Raw genomic sequence first — 18,257 nt, forward strand, 5'->3', positions numbered from 1 at the left:
GGGACGCCAAGACAGGGGGCATCCAGTCAGCGCAAGGCTATGCTGCGCTTCAGTGAGCGGCGTCGTGCCACGAGATTCCGGTGCCGACGTTGACATCGAGGGGCACATCCAGCTCGAAGGCCGATCCCATCTCCTCGGTCACGATGGCCGTAACCGAATCGATCTCGTCCGGATGGACATCCACGATGATCTCGTCATGGACCTGCAGCAGGACTCTCGACTTCAGATCGCCGAGGCGGTCGCTGACCTTGAGCATCGCTATCTTCATGATGTCGGCGGCCGATCCCTGGATCGGGGCGTTGAGGGCGGCACGTTCGGCCATGTCCCGCAGCTGCCGCCGATCGCTGTGCAGAGCCGGCAGGTACCGCCTGCGACCCATGATGGTCTCCGTATAGCCGTTGGCCCGAGCCTGCTCGACGATCTCGTCGAGGTAGTCCTTGACCGCACCGAAGCGCTCGAAGTACTGCTCCATGAGGTTCTTCGCCTCATCCACACCGACCGCCAGCTGTCGGGAGAGTCCATAGGCGGAGAGTCCGTAGACCAGCCCGTAGGACATGGCCTTGACCTTCGATCGCATCGCGGAGTCCACTTCGTCGATGCCGACTCCGAAGACCTTCGACCCGACGTAGGAGTGCAGGTCCTCGCCATCCTTGAACGCCTGGATCAGTGCGGCATCGCCTGACAGATGGGCCATGATGCGCATTTCGATCTGCGAGTAGTCAGCTGTCAGGAGTCGAGAGTCTGTGACCTCGGGGTCGGCGATGAAGATCTCACGGATCCGGCGGCCTGACTCAGTGCGGACCGGAATATTCTGCAGATTCGGGTCGAGCGAGGACAGGCGGCCAGTGGCAGCAACGGTCTGCTGGTAGGTCGTATGGATGCGACCGTCTTCGGCCACGGTCTTGAGCAGGCCGACAACGGTCTGCTTGAGCTTCGTCGAATCACGGTAGGCCAGGAGATGCTGCAGGAAAGGGTGCTCCGTCTTGATGAACAGCTCCGCCAGTGCCTCGGCGTCGGTGGTGTATCCGGTCTTCGTGCGTTTCGTCTTGGGCATATCGAGTTCGTCGAAGAGCACAGTCTGCAGCTGCTTCGGCGACCCGAGGTTGACCTCATGACCGATCGCCTCATAGGCGAGTTCAGCGCTCGCGCGCGCCTGCTTCGTGAATTCGTCGATGAGTCCGGACAGTCCTGCCTCATCGACAGCGATCCCTGCGAGCTCCATCATGGCCAGCACCGGAACCAGAGGCAGTTCGATGTCGCGATAGACCTGGTTCATATTCGCTTCATCGATCGCCTGTGCCAGAATCTCGTGGACCTCAAGCAGCGCGGCAGCCCTGCAGCCGTGGGTCGCAGCGGTCTGGTCCGAGTCGAAGTCGAGGGCGAGCTGACCGCTGTCCCTGCCGGCTTCGCTCAGTTCGATCCCGGCGCGTTCGAGCGCGATCTGCGGCAGTTCGTAGCTGCGCTGATCGGGCACCAGGAGGTAGGCGGCCAGAGCCGTGTCACCGGCGATGTCGTCGACTTCGAGACCCAGTGAGCGCCAGGCCTTGATCTGTGTCTTCGCGCTGTGCAGGATGAGGCTCTTCGTCCGCAGCGCTGAACTCAGATTCGCAACGGCTGCCTCCCCCGCCTCGGCGAGGTCGACGACCCAGGCTTCCTCCGGCGTTCCGGAGACAGCGAGGATCCGAACGTCCCCGTGCCCGAGCTCATAGCGGGCATCGGAGTCGAGGGCGATCACATCAGAATCCGCCATCTTCTGAAGCAGCCCCGGAACGTCGATGGTCTCGACGGAGACTTCACGCGCTGGCCCGGCGGATTCCTCCGGTACGGCTTCCTCACCGAAGATCGCGCTCAGTCGTTTGCCGAGAGCCTGGAATTCGAGTTGGTCGAACAGGTTCGAGAGTTCACTGGGGTCGCCCTCGCCCCATCTCAGGTCGGCGTAGGTCAGGCTGAGGTCGACATCGTCGAGGAGACGGTTGAGCCTGAAGTTGCGTTCGACTTCGGGGATGTGGTCACGAAGCTTCTCACCAACCTTGCCCTTGATCGACTCCGCGTTCTCGAGCACGCCGGGCAGGTCACCGTAGGATGTCAGCCACTTCGCAGCGGTCTTGTCACCGACCCCGGGCACTCCGGGGAGATTGTCCGCCTTCTCCCCCACCAGGGCAGCGAGTCCACGATAGTTCGCGGGAGTGACGGCGTACTTCTCTTCGATCGCGGCCGGGGTCATGCGATTGAGGTCGCTGACTCCGCGTTTGGGGTAGAGGATGGTCACGGACTCGTTGGAGAGCTGGAACGAGTCCTTGTCGCCGCTCATCACTTCGACGTGGGCTCCTGCTTCGGTGCCCATCCGGGCCATGGTCGCCAGCGCATCGTCGGCTTCGAAGCCTTCCTTGGTCACCACGGTGATCCCCATCGCAACGACGATGTCCTTGATCAGATCGATCTGGGGATGGAACTCCGGCGGAGTCTTGGCGCGCCCAGCCTTGTACTCCGGGTACTCCTCGAAGCGGAACGTCTGTCGCCCCAGATCGAAGGCCACTGCCACATGGCTCGGTGACTCGTCCCTGAGGACGTTGATGAGCATCGAGATGAAGCCGTAGATGGCGTTCGTCGGCTGGCCGGTGCTGGTGGCGAAGTTCTCCACCGGCAGGGCGTGGAATGCCCGGTAGGCCAGAGAGTGTCCGTCGATGAGCAGGAGGGATTCGTTTACTTGAGTCACATGACATAGCCTATCGTTCAAAACTCACATGAAGGAGAGCAATGTTCAGACCACAGGTATCACTGACCGCGCAGACCCCGAAGGACCAGCGCGAGGAGTTGCTCGGCCAGCTCAACGCTGCCGATGCGGTCGGTGATCTGGCGGCGAAAATGGGGATCGAGTTCACAGAGCTGACTCACGATCATGCCACTGGTACGGCACCGGTGGCGGGCAACACTCAGCCCATGGGTCTCTTTCACGGCGGCGGTCATGTCGTGCTGGCCGAGTCCCTGGCGTCGATGCACTCATTCCTCATCTCCGGCGGTAAGAACGTCGTCGGCGTCGACCTCAACGCCACGCATCTGCGTGCCGCGCGGGACGGCACAGTGACCGGCCGCGCCGAGGTGCTCCACCAGGGACGCACGATTGTGTCCCACGAGGTGAAGATGACTGATGACGCCGGTCGGCTCCTGTCGATTGTGCGGATCACGAACATGATCCTCAAGACCGAACCCAAATGATCTGCAGGCAGTGACACCTGATGTGCCGGCACTGCCGCCAAACCGCTGGTGAGCATTGAACGTGGCCCGCGGCGCAAGGACAAGAAGGCCGCAGGTGCAATGCAGGAGGCCGGCGAATCCTCATCGGATTCGCCGGCCTCCGTGTGTGTTCGGGTGGACGCTGGTTACTTATCGGAGCCGATCTGCTTGAGAACGGTGTCGGCAACTTCGCGCATGGTCAGTCGGCGGTCCATCGAGGTCTTCTGGATCCACCGGAAGGCCTCCGGCTCGCTCAGTCCCATCGATGTCTGGAGCAGGCTCTTGGCGCGCTCGACGACCTTGCGGGTCTCGAAGCGTTCGGTCAGATCGGAGATCTCACTCTCAAGCGAGCTGATCTCTGCATGACGCGACAGGGCGATCTCGAGGGCCGGGATGAGGTCCGCAGCGGTGAAGGGCTTGACCACGTAGGCCATTGCTCCCGCGTCACGGGCTCGTTCGACGAGCTCCTTCTGCGAGAAGGCGGTGAGCAGAACCACTGGGGCAATGCGTGCCCGAGCGATCCTCTCGGCTGCCGAGATTCCGTCGAGGATGGGCATCTTGATGTCCATCACGACGAGATCAGGGCGCAGCTCTTCTGCCAGGCGGATCGCGGATTCGCCGTCTGCGGCTTCGCCGACGACGTCGTATCCGACCTCACGCAGCATCTCGACGATATCGAGACGAATCACGGCCTCGTCTTCCGCCACTACGACGCGGCGAACCGGCACGGACTCATCTGAAGTTGGTTGTTCGCTGGTTGAAAGCACGGCACCAGTCTAAACCAGGCCCACGCGTGCACCGACGTCGGCACCCAAGTTTCTTCTGTGATGGTAACCACCCCTGTGATGGTCACCACCGGGCAGGACGTCTGAGCAATCGAATTCTCGATCACTGTCGCCGCCATGGCGCGAACGCCGACCACCTCTGCCGATTGTGCAATCGCGCAAAAGCTGTCGTAAACTCAAGCCTGTCGCGGATTCGGTCCGCGGCTTAGCCGGATTGGCGGAATCGGTAGACGCGGTGCACTCAAAATGCATTGTCGAAAGACGTGTGGGTTCGAGTCCCACATCCGGTACTCAGCGTGTGCTCCAGACAGTCGATGGACACGAAGCAGCAGTGAAGGGGCCGGCGGACTTACGTTCGCCGGCCCCTTCACTGTGCCCCGCCAGGCCCTCTTTGCTGGAAACGGACCCGTCAGCTGCGACGATCGAGAACGCAACGATGCGTGTCGAAGCGCTGGTCTCCCGCCGCGAGCTGGGCCACATGCGCAGGTGAGTCAGGCATAAGTCTCGCTTGAGGACTCTGCTTCCTCGTCGACCGGCACATAGCCGTCGACACGGTCGGAATCGTAGCGGTCGAGATCGAGGATTCCGTGGCGTTTGGCCACAATGGCTGGGACGAGAGCCTGTCCGGAGACGTTGAGTGCCGTGCGTCCCATGTCGACGATCGGCTCGATCGCCAGGAGCAGGCCCACGCCTTCAAGGGGCAGACCGAGAGTGGACAGAGTCAGCGTCAGCATCACTGTGGCCCCGGTCGTGCCCGCTGTCGCCGCGGAACCGATGACAGAGACGAAGACGATGAGGAAGTACTGGACGGGCCCGAGGTCGATGCCGAAGAACTGGGCCACGAAGACTGCGGCGATCGCCGGGTAGATCGCGGCGCAGCCGTCCATCTTCGTTGTCGCGCCGAAGGGAACTGCGAATGCCGCGTAACTGTGCGGAACGCCGAAATTGTCGGTCGCGACCTTCTGGGTCACTGGCATGGTGCCGATCGATGACCGGGATACGAAGCCCATCTGGGCCGCCGGCCACACACCGGAGAAGTACTGACGAACGGAGAGGCCGTTGAGTTTGGCCAGAGTCGGGTACACAACGAAGAACACGAGCGCCAGGCCGATGTAGACGGCGACGACGAACCACAGCAGGGAACCCATGGTCGACCACCCGTAGGAGTTCACGGCATTGCCGATGAGCCCAAGGGTGCCGATCGGAGCGATGCGCACGATCCACCAGACCACCTTCTGCACAACGGCCAAGGCCGCCTCAACGAACTGGAGGAAGGGTTCAGCTGCCTTGCCGACCTTGACTGCGGCGATGCCGATCGCGCCGGAGGCGATGATGAGCTGAAGGATGTTGAAGTTGACGTCTGAGACCAAGCCGCCGGCATCGTCGGCGGAGGTGCCCACCTCGAGCCCAAGGAAATTGACTGGCACGAGTCCGGTGAGGAATCCGATCCAGCTTCCTTCATGAGCGGGCGCAGAACCGCTCAACGAAGTGGCGTCAGCGTGCATTCCCGGCTGCAGAACAACACCGAGGATGAGCCCGATGAGGACGGCGATAAGTGCCGTGAAGGCGAACCACAGGAGTGTGGAGACCGCGAGCCTGGCTGCGTTCGTGACCTTGCGCAGGTTGCCGATGCTGGCAATGATCGCTGTGATCACGAGTGGCACGACGGCCGCCTTGAGGAGGGTCACATAGGACGATCCGATGGTGTCCAAGGTCTGACCGAGCCAGTTGTCCTGGCTCTCACTGACCGGACCCCAGGACCGGGCAGCAAGCCCGAGAACCACGCCAGCAATCAGCGCTATGGTGACCTGCACCCCGAATGATCGGCTCCACTTGGGCAATCTCATGCCACTCCTCTTCTTCGTCGGTCGATTTCCGAGCGATGCTCACTGCAAGCGATGCTCAACTCAATGGACAACTGTTGAGCAATCGTGGAAATTCCGCAAGTCCGAGTGAAGTGACTCTCACTGCTGCTGCCCCGCACATCGCGGCCAGTACCGCCCAGGTCCCGGCCATGACAACGGCGGATGACCCGAAAATCGGATCAGCCGCCGTTGTCGTCCAGTGGCGTCAGGAGCGCGGGAAGGTCAGAGCCTCACAATGCCTCTCCGCGAAACAGCAGGCCCGTTCAGTGCCTCGGCGTTCCGTTCTCCTTGACTATCGGCACCTCACGGGTACCAGGCGATTCGAACACGATGCCATACCCTGCCAAGGGATCTTCATCATCGTCCGAGGAGTCTTCGTAGGCCGCTGCGACGCCCTTGGCTGCATCGCCCATCGTGTGGATGCGCAGGGCATTGGTCGACCCTGGGATGCCGGGAGGGGACCCTGCCACGAGGATGCTCTGATCACCTTCGTGAGCAGTTCCGTCAGCGAGCAGCACGGCATCGACCTGCCTGGCCATCTGGTCCGTGTGCCGCACGGTCTTGACCAGATAAGGGCGGACTCCCCACGTCAGAGCCAGCTGGTGGCGAACCTGCGCATCGGGCGTGAAGCCGAGGATGGGCCAAGCGGGACGCAGACGCGACATCCGGCGTACTGAGTCGCCTGTCTGGGAGAAGGTGCACAGCAGATCGATGTCGAGCTGCTGAGCAATTTGGACCGCTGCCGCGGTCACGGCCCCTCCCTTGGTGTGAGGAACTGTGCCCAATTGCGGGATTCGCTCCATACCGTGTTCCTCGGTGGACTCGATGATGCGGCTCATGGTCCGGATCGCTTCGACCCAGTAATCGCCCACGGAGGTCTCGCCGGAGAGCATGAGGGAATCGGCGCCGTCGAGGACTGCGTTGGCGCAGTCGCTCGCCTCGGCGCGTGTGGGCCTGGCCGCATCGATCATGGTCTCGAGCATCTGCGTTGCCACGATCACGGGCTTCGCCTGCTGACGAGCAATCTCGACAGCGCGTTTCTGTACGATCGGGACCTGCTCGAGAGGAAGCTCCACACCGAGGTCGCCGCGGGCGACCATGATTCCGTCGAAGGCGTCGATGACTGCATCGAGCTGTTCGACGGCCTGCGGCTTCTCCAGCTTGGCGATGACAGGAGCGGTGATGCCGACCTCATCCATGACCGCCCTGACATCATCCATGTCCTCGGGGCTGCGGACGAAGGACAGTGCCACCCAGTCGAAGCCGAGTTCAAGGCCCCATTTGAGGTCCTCGATGTCTTTCTCTGACAGTGCCGGCACGGAGACCGGAACACCGGGAAGGTTGATGCCTTTGTGGTTCGAGATCGTTCCGCCGATCTCCACTTCGGTGACGACATCGGTGTCGGTGACCTCGGTGGCGCGCAGACGCAGTCGACCATCGTCGATGAGCAGCGGATCGCCGACGGAAACATCACCTGGCAGAGTCGACAGCGTCGTGCTCACGATCTCAGCAGTGCCGGCGATGTCGCGATTGGTGATGGTGAATGTTGCGCCTTCGACCAATTCCTCCTTGCCGTTGGCAAAGTTGCCGACCCTGATCTTCGGACCCTGCAGATCGAGCAGCACCGCGACGGCGCGGCCGGTGTCGAGTGCGGCCTGGCGAACCCAGGCGAATTTCTCTTCGTGCTCTTCCCGCTTGCCGTGGCTGAGATTGAATCTGGCCACATCGACGCCTTCGTCGACGAGAGCGCGGATCTCTTCATAGGAGTTCTGGTTCGGACCTAATGTTGCGACTATCTTTGCACGCCTCATGCACACCACCCTACCTGTACCGTGGCGGGCGATTCGAACCGCCCGCCACGTCTGTTCGTCGGAGGAGAATCACGCACATCTCCGTGCGGACTTCTCATTAATTGACACCATCCATCTTAACATTTAAAACTTTTATCGTGTGGTCCGACCGGTTCGGGTAGGCGTGAAGAACCGGTGAGGAACCGATCGACCTCGGCCGCAACCGACCGACCTTCGGCGATGGCCCACACGATGAGCGACTGGCCCCGACCGGCGTCACCGGCGATGAAGACTCCTGGTGCTGACGCCGAATAGGAGTCGTCGCGGGCAAAGGAACCGCCCGCAGCCACGTCGAGTTCCAGCGCCTCGGGCTCGGGGCCTGAGAACCCGAGTGCCAGGAGGACGAGATCGGCGTCGAGACGGTGCTCGGTGCCGGGTGCTGGAATGCGCCGACCGTCGACGTACTGGGTCTCGGCGACATCGATGCCGATCACTCTGCCCTGATCATCGCCGACGAACCCTGTTGTCGATGCGAGGTATCGCCGCGTTCCACCCTCCTCATGAGAGGACTGAACCTCGAAGATCCGTGGAACCGTCGGCCACGGGTCGGATTCGCTGCGGTCGGCAGGAGGTTGCGCTCCGATCGCCAAGGTAGTCACCGAGGCCGCGGCTTGCCGCAGCGCCGTGCCCAGACAGTCGGCTCCCGTATCGCCGCCACCGATGATGATGACGTGTTTGCCTCGGGCATCGATGTACTCTCCGGCCCCGCCGGGACTCGAGGCCTCCCCCGCCTGCACTCGGTTCGAGGGCACCAGGTAGTCCATCGCGAATTCGACCCCGGCCAGGTCCCGCCCACCGATGTCCATGTCCCGGGGCACCGTGGCTCCCGTGCACACAACGACCGCATCGAAGCTGGACTGCAGCTCCTCGAGTCTGATGTCGGCGCCGATATCGGCCGAGGGCTTGAAACGAGTGCCTTCGGACCGCATCTGATCGAGACGGCGATCGATATGATGCTTCTCGAGTTTGAAGTCGGGTATCCCGTAGCGCAGCAGGCCGCCGAGGCGGTCATCGCGTTCGTAGACGACGACGGTGTGACCGGCTCTGGTCAGCTGTTGGGCAGCAGCGAGGCCGGAGGGACCCGAACCGATGACGGCCACCGTGTGCCCGGTGATCCGTTCGGGGATCACCGGTTGGATGAGGCCAGCGGCGAATCCCTGGTCGACGATGGTCACCTCGACCTGTTTGATCGTCACCGCCGGCTGGTTGATGCCGAGGACACAGGCGCTCTCACATGGTGCAGGGCAGGCCCTGCCGGTGAATTCCGGGAAGTTGTTCGTCGCATGGAGGAGTTCGACCGCCCGTGGCAGCTCTCCCCGGTACATTGCATCGTTGAACTCGGGAATCAGATTGCCCAAGGGACACCCCTGATGGCAGAAGGGTACACCGCAGTCCATGCAGCGTGAGGCCTGTCTGCGCAGCTGTTCGGGGTCTCCCGCCTCGTAGACCTCCCGATAGTCCATGAGACGGATCGGGACCGGACGCCGCCGGGGCGTCTCCCTGTGATCGACGCTCAGGAATCCGTGTGGATCAGCCATTGGCAACCTCCAGAATTGTGTGCCAGGCGGTTTCGGAATCCGCAGGCTCTCCAGCCGCGGTGAGTTCGTCCTGAACGTCCTTGACCATCGCATACGCGACGGGAATGATCTTCGTGAAGCGGGACAGGACGTCCTCTCCTCTGCTCAGTCCCTCGAGCAGCTGCGCGGCCAGGGGTGAATTCGTCCACTGAACATGTTCAGACAGCAGTCGCTGCAGGACGTCCATATCAACGACTCCGACCCCGGTGAAGCGGAACACACCCGCGGCGCGTTCCTTGGGGTTGAGCCGGGCCGGATTGAAATCCAGGACGTATGCCGTGCCACCGGACATTCCGGCGGCGAAGTTGCGTCCGATTGCGCCGAGGATCACGGCGATTCCTCCTGTCATGTACTCAAGGCCGTGGTCGCCGATTCCCTCGACGACCGCCTCGGCGCCGGAATTGCGCACCATGAACCGCTCACCCACCTGCCCGGACACGAACAGCTTGCCGGTAGTCGCACCGTAGCCCAGGACATTGCCCGCGATCACATTGTGTTCGGGGCGAGTCGGGTTCTCAGCGTGCGGATGCACGCTGATCGTTCCTCCGGAGAGTCCCTTGCCGACGTAGTCGTTGGCATCCCCGTGCAGGTCGATGCTGACTCCACGAGGCAGGAACGCCCCCAGCGACTGCCCTGCGGTGCCGTGCAGCTTCAGTCTGATCGTGTGCTCGGGCAGTCCGCGGTCCGCGTGGGCGCGGGTGACGTGATGGCCCAGCAGCGTGCCGACGCTGCGGTCCGTGTTCTCAATCGCCGTGGTGATCGTGACCTCGGTTCCGGACTGGATCGACTTCTCTGCCTCAGCCAACAGTCGCAGATCGAGTTCGCCCGCGAAATCGCGGTCGACTCCTGTAGTGCATTTGCGGGCCGAGGCGGTGCTGCCGTGAATGTCTTCGGGCACCTTCAGAATCGAGGCCAGGTCAAGGTTCAGCCCAGAGGCGCGCTCTTGTTCGTCATCGATGCGCAGCCTCTCGACTGCACCGATGGCTTCATCGAGCGTCCGCAGGCCCAGTTCCGCAAGGTAGCCGCGCACCTCCTCGGCGATGAAGGTGAAGAAGTTCACCACGTGGTCGGCCTGACCATGGAAGCGCTCACGCAGCTTCGGATTCTGGGTCGCAACACCGACAGGGCAGGTGTCTTTGTGGCAGACGCGCATCATGATGCAGCCCGAGACGACGAGAGCTGTGGTCGCGAACCCGAATTCCTCACCTCCGAGCAGAGCGGCGACGATGACGTCTCGACCTGTTTTCAGCTGCCCGTCGACCTGAACGCTGACCTTCTCCCGCAGACCGTTGAGCACCAGTGTCTGCTGGGCCTCGGCGAGGCCGAGTTCCCATGGGGTGCCGGCGTGCTTAAGTGAGTTCAGCGGGCTGGCTCCAGTTCCTCCGTCGTGGCCGGAGATGAGCACGACGTCCGCGCCGGCCTTGGCCACCCCGGCGGCAACCGTGCCGACCCCGATCCCGGACACGAGTTTGACGTGCACACGGGCCCGGGCGTTGGCCCGACCGAGATCGTGGATGAGCTGTGCCAGGTCCTCAATGGAATAGATGTCATGATGCGGTGGTGGGGAGATGAGTCCGACTCCGGGAGTGGAGTGACGGGTCTTTGCGATCCACGGGTAGACCTTGGCTCCCGGCAGCTGACCGCCCTCACCGGGTTTCGCTCCCTGGGCCATCTTGATCTGCAGATCGTCGGCCTCGGTCAGGTAGTGGCTGGTCACACCGAAGCGACCGCTGGCGATCTGCTTGATCGCTGAGCGGCGTTCGGGATCGATAAGACGTTCGGTGTCTTCCCCGCCCTCGCCCGTGTTGGACTTGCCGCCGATGCGGTTCATCGCGATGGCCAGCGTTTCGTGCGCCTCCTGCGACAGGGAGCCGTAGCTCATGGCTCCGGTGGAGAAGCGCTTCATGATCTCCGCAGCGGGTTCCACCTCGGCGATATCGATGGGACCGGTGTCGACGGGCACGAGTTCGAACAGGCCACGCAGCGTCATCAGCTCACGCGACTGCTCGTTGACTGCCCGGGTGTACTCACCGAAGATGTCGAATCGTCCGGTGGCTGTGGAGTGCTGGAGTTTGAAGATCGTCTCCGGGTTGAACAGATGACCAGGTCCTTCTCGCCGCCATTGGTATTCACCGCCGACCCGCAGGTCCCGGTGCGCAGGCTTGGGATGATCGTCGCGGTGGGCGTCGGCGTGTCGGGCGCTCGACTCCGCAGTGATCTCGATGATCCCCTTCCCGCCCAGCTGATGTGGGGTGGAGGTGAAGTACTCGTCGATGAAGTCAGCGCAGAGTCCGAGAGCTTCAAAGGTCTGCGCGCCGTGATAGGACTGCACCGTCGAGATCCCCATCTTCGACATGATCTTCAGCAGCCCCTTGTTCAGTGCCGCAAGCACATTCGCCACGGCCGCGGATTCGCTGACGCCCCCGATCCGCTCCGATCGTACGAGCGCCTCCGCCGACTCCATGACGAGATAAGGGTTGACCGCTGAGGCGCCGAAGGCCACCAATGTGGCAACGTGGTGGACCTCCCGCACGTCACCTGCCTCGACGATGATGGACACACGAGTGCGCGAACGCTGCCGGACGAGGTGGTGATGGAGTGCTGAGGTCAGCAGCAGGGACGGGATCGGAGCGAGATCTGCCGTCGAATCCCTGTCGCTGAGGATGATGAACACGGCACCGGCCTCGACCGCGGCGCTCGCTTCCTGACACAGTGCGTCGAGACGCATCCTCATCGCTTCGGGACCCGCATTCACCGAGTACAGCCCCGGCAGGGTCACGCTGGGTCGACCATCGTCGACGCCGAGGTGGTGGCCCTGTACGTGTGCAATCGCAGTGAGTTCGTCGTTGTCGATGACGGGTCGGTCGAGCAGGATGTGCGCGGAGTCTGGGCGCGCGAACTGAAGGAGGTTGCCTTCACGTCCGATGCCCGAGGACATGCTGGTGACGATGTCCTCCCGGATGGAGTCCAATGGCGGGTTCGTCACCTGTGCGAAGTTCTGATGGAAGTAGTCGAAGAGAAGTCTGGGCCGTGTGCTCAGTGCCGCGATCGCGGTGTCCGTGCCCATGGCGCCGAGCGGCTCGGCTCCGGTCTCTGCCATCGGCGAGATCAGGATCCGCAGCTCCTCTTCGGTGTAGCCGAAGGTGCGCTGGCGTCTCCGGACGGAAGCCTGCGGGTGGGTGACGTGGACTCGGGTGGGCAGGTCAGCCAGTCGGCGGGAGCAGCCCTTGACCCAATCCTCATAAGGGTGCTCGGTGGCCAGTTGGTTCTTGATCTCGGTGTCGGAGATGATCCGCTCGGATTCCGTGTCGACGAGGAACATGCGCCCCGGGGTCAGTCGACCGCGGGCGACTATGTCCGACTCGGGCAGGTCGACGACACCGATCTCACTGGCGAGGACCACAGTGTCAGACGTCATGACGTAGCGAGCGGGTCTGAGACCATTGCGGTCCAGGACAGCCCCGGCCAGAGTCCCGTCGGTGAATGCCACACAGGCGGGTCCGTCCCACGGCTCCATCAGCAGAGAGTGGTATTCGTAGAACGCCTTGCGCGACTCCCCCATGCCGGGGTTGTTCTCCCAGGCTTCTGGGATCATCATCAGCATTGCCTGCGGAAGCGATCTGCCCGAGGCGACCATGAGTTCGAGCACCGAGTTGAATGAGGCCGAGTCGGAGGCTCCGGGCGGCACGATCGGACACAGCCTGTCCAGGCTCGTCGAGGTACCGGGCACCGGGGAGACGAGGAGGTCCGAGGCCAGTGTCGATTCCCTGGCCTGCATCCAGTTGCGGTTGCCGCGCACCGTGTTGATCTCCCCATTGTGGGCGATCGTTCCGAAGGGCTGTGCCAACTGCCAGGACGGGAACGTGTTCGTCGAGAACCGTGAGTGCACGAGTGCGATGCGCGAGGTCACACGTTCGTCGAGCAGTTCCGTATAGAAGGCGGACAGCTGTCCTGTCGAGAGCATGCCCTTATAGGTGATGGTGCCTGGATTCAGCGAGGGACAGTAGAGGCCTGCGTGATCGAGGCGCTTCCGCACGATGTAGGACCGGCGGCTCAGATCCTGTGCATCCCGAGAGGGGAATCTCTCGTCAATGGTGAGGAAGAGCTGGCGCATGCGCGGCATCGTGGTGCGTGCGGTCTCACCGAGCACGCTCGCATCGTGGGCAACGTCGCGGAAGGCGAGAACCCGCAGGCCTTCCTCGGCGGCGATGCGCTCGACGAGGTCTTCCTGATCCGCCGGTGTTTCAGCCATCCTGTCAGCGCCCGGGGCATCTCCGTAGTCCGTGAGAAACGCCGCATCGGGAATGAGATCTGTTCGGTAGTCCTGGGCGAAGAAGCCGATGCCCGCGGCATAGGTGCCGGGTTCCGGAAGCTCGATGCCCGCCTCACGCAGCACCTTCGCGAAATAGTCATGGGGTATCTGGAGGGTGATCCCCGCACCGTCGCCGGTGCCTTCGTCGGAACCGACTCCGCCTCGATGCTCTAGCTTTCGCAGTGCACTCAGAGCCTGGTCGACGACCTGGTGGTCGGCAGGTCCGCGATAGCGAACGATGAGTGCGAGTCCGCAGGCATCGTGTTCGAGTGCGGGGTCGTAGAGTCCGGCGCGCACTGGGCGGCGCGGGGTTTTCGGGGTCGATGGATCTTCACTGTACATCGCTGCCTTCACGGGGTGTAGGAACTTACGTTAAAGACGGCGCTGTCTCTAGCTGCTGCTGTGGTGCCCTTCGAAGATCGTCCTCAGACACTATTGTGACGTGGTTCTCACGGTCGGATCCCCAATCTACACCCCTGGGCAGCTCAGGTTGACACTGAAAAAGGACCGTTCAGCGAACCAAAACGTCTCAGTCGTCGGACTTCGAACCGCTGTCGCCCCGAGATCTCGGCTTCACATCGGGGGTGATCGAGATCGCCGAGGTGACCGCTCCGAAATATCCGAAACTGTGCCCGCCGAAGTCATCGCCGGCACCCTGCGAGGCATCATCGCTCGCTCGTGCCAGTTTCCGGGCGCGACGAGCCAGACGAAAGACGACGATACCGACGATGAGCAGGACCACGAGGAGCGCAAGCACCCACAGGGTCCAGATCGGGATCGTAGCGGAGCCCAGCTGAAGGCCGGTATCGGCCGCAAGCAGGTGAGCCCGGCTCATGCACAGCCCTCGGCGAGCTCAGCGGCCAAGGTGGCGATTCCGCTGACTCCATCGCTGTCAAGAGCGCGCACGAGCGCCGAGCCGACGATGACGCCGTCGGCGTAGTCGGCGACCTCTGCGGCCTGTTCGCGCGTCGAGACACCGAGCCCGACGCAGGCGTGCGGTGCTCCGGCGTCCTTGAGACGGGTGACCAGGTCGCGAGCGTGATTGTCAACCTCGGAGCGGACTCCGGTCACACCCATCGTCGATGCGGCATAGACGAATCCGCGGCTCGCGGCGACGATGGCGGCCAGGCGTTCGGGCGTCGAGGAAGGGGCAGCGAGGAAGATCCGGTCAAGGTCGTATGCGTCCGATGCGCTCACCCATTCGGATGCCTCATCGGGGATGAGATCCGGGGTGATGATGCCTCCGCCACCGGCCGAGTCCAGGTCGCGGGCGAAGGCCGAGACACCGTACTGCAGCACGATGTTCCAATAGCTCATCACAACGGCCGTTCCACCGGCCTGCGCGACAGCTGAGACGGCAGAGAAGATATCGGAGGTCCGCACCCCGGCAGCCAGTCCCTGCTCGGCGGCACGTTGAATGACGGGACCATCCATTCCTGGGTCCGAGTAGGGCATGCCGACCTCGACGATGTCGACTCCGGACTTCACGAGTTCGACCATTGCCTCAATGGAACCCTCGACAGTGGGGAAGCCGACAGGCAGGTAACCGATCAATGCGGCCTTGCGGCCCGCCTGAGCGACCGCGTCGAGAGTGGTACCGGTTCGGAATCCTGAGCTCGTCATACCTGCACAGCTCCTTCATCGAAGTAATTGAACCATTTGCCCGCGGTCGTCATGTCCTTGTCGCCACGCCCGGAGAGGTTGACGAGCAGGACCGCGTCGCTGCCGAGTTCCTGTCCCACGCGCATCGCGCCGGCCAGGGCATGAGCGGATTCGATCGCGGGGATGATGCCTTCGGTCCGTGACAGCAGCTGCATGGCGTCCATCGCCTCTTCATCGACAACCGGTTCGTAGGTCACGCGTTGCGTGTCATGAAGGTAGGAATGCTCAGGGCCCACCGACGGGTAGTCGAGCCCGGCCGAGATCGAGTGGGATCCTCGGGTCTGACCATCCTCGTCCTGCAGGATGTAGGTGGCGGAACCATGGAGGACTCCCGGGCGTCCGCCGGAGAACCGGGCTGCGTGGCGGCCACTGTCGACGCCTTCTCCTCCGGCTTCGAAGCCGAAGATCTTCACATCGGTGTCTGAGAGGAAGGCAGCGAAGATGCCCATGGCGTTCGACCCGCCGCCGACGCAGGCGCACACCGCGTCGGGCAGACGACCGACGGCGCTCAGGATCTGTTCACGGGATTCGATGCCGATGACGTCCTGGAACGAGCGGACCATGGCCGGGAAGGGGTGCGGCCCGGCGACGGTGCCGATGATGTAGTGCGTACGATCCACGTTGGCGACCCAGTCGCGCATCGCTTCGTTCATCGCGTCTTTGAGTGTCTTGGTGCCGTTGGACACGGAGTTGACCTTCGCACCGAGCAGACGCATCCGAGCGACATTGAGCGCCTGCCGCTGGGTGTCCTCTTCGCCCATGTAGACCTCGCACTCCATATCGAGGAGAGCTGCTGCTGTGGCTGTGGCCACGCCGTGCTGCCCGGCTCCGGTCTCAGCAATGACACGGGTCTTTCCCATGCGCTTGGCCAACAGAGCCTGTCCCAGAGCGTTGTTGATCTTGTGACTGCCGGTGTGATTGAGGTCCTCACGCTTCAGGAACACCCTGGCTCCGCCGCAGTGCGCGGCGAACCGGGTGGCCTCGGTGAGCAGGCTGGGACGGCCGATGTAGTTCTTCTGCAGCTCCAGCAGCTGCTGAGTGAACTCCGGATCAACCTGGGATTTGCGCCATGTCTCCTCGATCTCCTCGAGTGCGGGGATCAGCGCTTCTGGGAAGAACCTGCCTCCGTACGAACCGAAGTAGGGTCCGTTCTCCTGGCTCACATCGGTCATTGCAGTCCTTCGTGGTTCGAAATGGTGGTCGGGTGGATCAAGACTGACTGCTGGTCGCAGCCCGGCGCCGGCACCCGGTCGAGGTGAACGCGGCCACAGCGGACTCAGCATCGCCGCCGGTGACGAGCGCTTCGCCTACGAGCACGAGATCAGCCCCGGCGCCGGCGTAGGTCTCGACATCTTCAAGGCCCGTGACCCCGGACTCTGCGACGAGTGTGCATTCCGGCGGTGCCAGGTCTGCCAGCGGCGCGAAACGATTCGTGTCGACGCTGAGATCCTTGAGGTTGCGCGTGTTGATGCCGATCAGAGGGGCATCGAGTTCGGCCGCGATCGCCAGCTCTTGCGCGTTGTGGGTCTCAACGAGGGCCGTCATCCCGAGTTCATTGGCCAGAGCATGGAACTCCTGGAGCTGTTCGACCTCGAGTGCCGCAACGATGAGAAGGACGAGATCGGCACCGTGGGCGCGGGCTTCATGGAACTGGTACTCCTCGACCATGAAGTCCTTGCGCAGGACGGGAATGTCAACGGCTGCACGGACGGAGTCGAGGTCCTCCAGACTGCCGGAGAAGCGCCGCCCTTCGGTGAGGACACTGATCGCCCGTGCTCCCCCGGCGGCATAGAGGCCAGCCAGGGTCCCCGGATCAGGGATGTGGGCGAGGTCTCCGCGGGAGGGAGAACGTCGCTTCACCTCGGCGATGACGCCGAAGTCGGCATCAAGATCGAACGCACGCGCAGGCTGGGCCTCACGCGCTCGGTCGATGACGTCTGCCAGTGGTGTCTGCCTCCGACGTTCGGCGAGATCGTCGCGCACACCGGCGACTATGTCGTCGAGAACCGTCATTTATTCTTCGGCTTGTTTCCCAGACCGACGGCACGCAGGATCAGGCCGACGATGAGGCCGAGCGCGACGACGCCGACACCGACATAGGTGATGGTCGCGGTGTGGATCGTGAACCCGACGCAGCCGATGGTCACGCCGACCAGCATGATGATGACACCGGTCCAACCAGCCACGGAGTTTCCGTGTCCTGGGTCGGCGATGGCTGCATAGTCGATCGTCGATTTGTCGAGATCGGTTGCGCCGTTACGAGCGACGGATTGCGACATGGTGCTCCTTAGAGATGCAGGCGTGGCACGTGTGAAAACTTGTTGCATCCATTGTGACACGCTTCGAGTTGGGCCGAGACACCGGCCCGGTCACGAGGTCATTTCGATCCGTCATCCGCCCCACCGGCAGTGGAATCAGGGTCATCGGATGTCGGTCCGACGTCGTTGCCGATGTCTGACCCCGGGGTCCTCGGGCCGGGCTCGGGATCATCTCCGCGTGAGAGTGCATCCCAGGTCGCTGCCGAATCGAATTCTTCACCGCCTGCTTCCGCCGTCCTGGCGTACCGGTTCGAATTGGCCCATCTGGCTGAAGCGAAGGCCACGTAGACAATGACGATGAGCGCGCTGGCTGCCGCGCACAGGCCCACGATCGGCCAGGCGGTGGCCCCGGGAGAGGAAATGGACTGCAGTGCGGTCAGGCCGTAGCCGATGGCGGCCAGCGCGGCGAAGCCGAGAACGACGAAACGCCCGACCTTACCCAGCATGGCTGAGAGCAGCCCGGTGACGGCGATGATTGCGACGCAGGCGGTGGCGACCGGCGATGCCTGCGAACTCGCATCCTCTGTGACATCGGCCACGCCTGCGGGCCCAAGCGTGTCGCCGGCGACGCTGCCCTGCCAGGACGCGAGGCTGATCACCCACAGAGCACCGGCCAGAATAAGGACAAGGAGAACACCGCGTGATTTCGTCATC

At 63.1% G+C, this 18,257-nt stretch carries 13 protein-coding genes and 1 tRNA gene; 2 read left to right on the top strand and 12 right to left on the bottom strand.

The genetic code is table 11. From position 1 onward, the window contains the following. Positions 1 to 49 precede the first annotated feature (49 nt). The gene (gene polA / locus AAFP32_RS08820; RefSeq protein ID WP_350268815.1) at positions 50 to 2,716 is read right to left on the bottom strand and encodes a DNA polymerase I; all 2,667 of its coding nucleotides are present in this window, start codon (positions 2,714 to 2,716) and stop codon (positions 50 to 52) included. 41 nt (positions 2,717 to 2,757) lie between these two features. Between polA and AAFP32_RS08825 the strand changes: the two genes are divergently transcribed. Then, positions 2,758 to 3,216: a hotdog fold thioesterase gene (locus AAFP32_RS08825; RefSeq protein ID WP_350268816.1), complete on the top strand. Its 459-nt coding sequence runs from the start codon at positions 2,758 to 2,760 to the stop codon at positions 3,214 to 3,216. A gap of 164 nt (positions 3,217 to 3,380) precedes the next feature. Here AAFP32_RS08825 and AAFP32_RS08830 read toward each other — a convergent pair whose 3' ends face one another. Beyond that, a complete protein-coding gene (locus tag AAFP32_RS08830) occupies positions 3,381 to 4,001 on the bottom strand; it encodes an ANTAR domain-containing response regulator (RefSeq protein WP_420883367.1) in 621 nt (206 codons plus the stop codon). 226 nt (positions 4,002 to 4,227) lie between these two features. On the opposite strand from AAFP32_RS08830, the gene AAFP32_RS08835 reads away from it, so the two are divergent. Beyond that, positions 4,228 to 4,309 (top strand) — tRNA-Leu (locus AAFP32_RS08835). Between the two features lie 201 nt (positions 4,310 to 4,510). On the opposite strand, the gene AAFP32_RS08840 is transcribed toward AAFP32_RS08835, so the two are convergent. The 10 genes from AAFP32_RS08840 to AAFP32_RS08885 all read right to left on the bottom strand — a co-directional run bounded on the left by AAFP32_RS08840 (position 4,511) and on the right by AAFP32_RS08885 (position 18,256). Next, positions 4,511 to 5,866, bottom strand: coding sequence for a dicarboxylate/amino acid:cation symporter (locus tag AAFP32_RS08840; protein ID WP_350268817.1), 1,356 nt, complete (start codon positions 5,864 to 5,866; stop codon positions 4,511 to 4,513). A 281-nt stretch (positions 5,867 to 6,147) separates the two neighbouring features. Continuing rightward, the gene (pyk, locus tag AAFP32_RS08845; protein ID WP_350268818.1) at positions 6,148 to 7,695 is read right to left on the bottom strand and encodes a pyruvate kinase; all 1,548 of its coding nucleotides are present in this window, start codon (positions 7,693 to 7,695) and stop codon (positions 6,148 to 6,150) included. A 116-nt stretch (positions 7,696 to 7,811) separates the two neighbouring features. Next, positions 7,812 to 9,272 (bottom strand): glutamate synthase subunit beta, encoded by a 1,461-nt coding sequence (locus tag AAFP32_RS08850; RefSeq protein WP_350268819.1) that lies wholly within the window; start codon positions 9,270 to 9,272, stop codon positions 7,812 to 7,814. Beyond that, positions 9,265 to 13,965, bottom strand: a complete 4,701-nt coding sequence (gene gltB / locus AAFP32_RS08855) for a glutamate synthase large subunit (protein ID WP_350268820.1) — start codon at positions 13,963 to 13,965, stop codon at positions 9,265 to 9,267. The genes AAFP32_RS08850 and gltB overlap by 8 nt, the downstream gene beginning before the upstream one ends. Positions 13,966 to 14,152: 187 nt before the next feature. After that, entirely contained in the window at positions 14,153 to 14,458 is a 306-nt protein-coding gene (locus AAFP32_RS08860) for a hypothetical protein (protein ID WP_350268821.1), read from the bottom strand. Then, a complete protein-coding gene (gene trpA, locus AAFP32_RS08865) occupies positions 14,455 to 15,246 on the bottom strand; it encodes a tryptophan synthase subunit alpha (protein WP_350268822.1) in 792 nt (263 codons plus the stop codon). The genes AAFP32_RS08860 and trpA overlap by 4 nt, the downstream gene beginning before the upstream one ends. Continuing rightward, complete coding sequence (gene trpB / locus AAFP32_RS08870) at positions 15,243 to 16,457, bottom strand: tryptophan synthase subunit beta (protein WP_350268823.1); 1,215 nt, start codon at positions 16,455 to 16,457, stop codon at positions 15,243 to 15,245. Before trpB ends, trpA begins: the two co-directional genes overlap by 4 nt. 37 nt (positions 16,458 to 16,494) lie before the next feature. Next, positions 16,495 to 17,298: an indole-3-glycerol phosphate synthase TrpC gene (gene trpC, locus AAFP32_RS08875; RefSeq protein ID WP_350268824.1), complete on the bottom strand. Its 804-nt coding sequence runs from the start codon at positions 17,296 to 17,298 to the stop codon at positions 16,495 to 16,497. After that, positions 17,295 to 17,564 carry an HGxxPAAW family protein gene (locus AAFP32_RS08880; RefSeq protein ID WP_350268825.1) on the bottom strand — a complete coding sequence of 90 codons (270 nt, stop codon included), beginning with the start codon at positions 17,562 to 17,564 and terminating at the stop codon, positions 17,295 to 17,297. The genes trpC and AAFP32_RS08880 overlap by 4 nt, the downstream gene beginning before the upstream one ends. Before the next feature lie 98 nt (positions 17,565 to 17,662). Then, entirely contained in the window at positions 17,663 to 18,256 is a 594-nt protein-coding gene (locus tag AAFP32_RS08885) for a Trp biosynthesis-associated membrane protein (protein WP_350268826.1), read from the bottom strand. Position 18,257 lies beyond the last annotated feature (1 nt).

Source organism: Brevibacterium sp. CBA3109, assembly GCF_040256645.1.
Taxonomy (GTDB): Bacteria; Actinomycetota; Actinomycetes; order Actinomycetales; family Brevibacteriaceae; genus Brevibacterium; species Brevibacterium koreense.

Bases quoted from the DNA above. Each gene is read 5' to 3' on its own strand.
- AAFP32_RS08825 (WP_350268816.1), top strand. From the start codon at position 2,758: ATGTTCAGACCACAGGTATCACTGACCGCGCAGACCCCGAAGGACCAG.
- AAFP32_RS08840 (WP_350268817.1), bottom strand. From the start codon at position 5,866: ATGAGATTGCCCAAGTGGAGCCGATCATTCGGGGTGCAGGTCACCATA.
- pyk (WP_350268818.1), bottom strand. From the start codon at position 7,695: ATGAGGCGTGCAAAGATAGTCGCAACATTAGGTCCGAACCAGAACTCC.
- AAFP32_RS08850 (WP_350268819.1), bottom strand. From the start codon at position 9,272: ATGGCTGATCCACACGGATTCCTGAGCGTCGATCACAGGGAGACGCCC.
- gltB (WP_350268820.1), bottom strand. From the start codon at position 13,965: ATGTACAGTGAAGATCCATCGACCCCGAAAACCCCGCGCCGCCCAGTG.
- AAFP32_RS08860 (WP_350268821.1), bottom strand. From the start codon at position 14,458: ATGAGCCGGGCTCACCTGCTTGCGGCCGATACCGGCCTTCAGCTGGGC.
- trpA (WP_350268822.1), bottom strand. From the start codon at position 15,246: ATGACGAGCTCAGGATTCCGAACCGGTACCACTCTCGACGCGGTCGCT.
- trpB (WP_350268823.1), bottom strand. From the start codon at position 16,457: ATGACCGATGTGAGCCAGGAGAACGGACCCTACTTCGGTTCGTACGGA.
- trpC (WP_350268824.1), bottom strand. From the start codon at position 17,298: ATGACGGTTCTCGACGACATAGTCGCCGGTGTGCGCGACGATCTCGCC.
- AAFP32_RS08880 (WP_350268825.1), bottom strand. From the start codon at position 17,564: ATGTCGCAATCCGTCGCTCGTAACGGCGCAACCGATCTCGACAAATCG.
- AAFP32_RS08885 (WP_350268826.1), bottom strand. From the start codon at position 18,256: ATGACGAAATCACGCGGTGTTCTCCTTGTCCTTATTCTGGCCGGTGCT.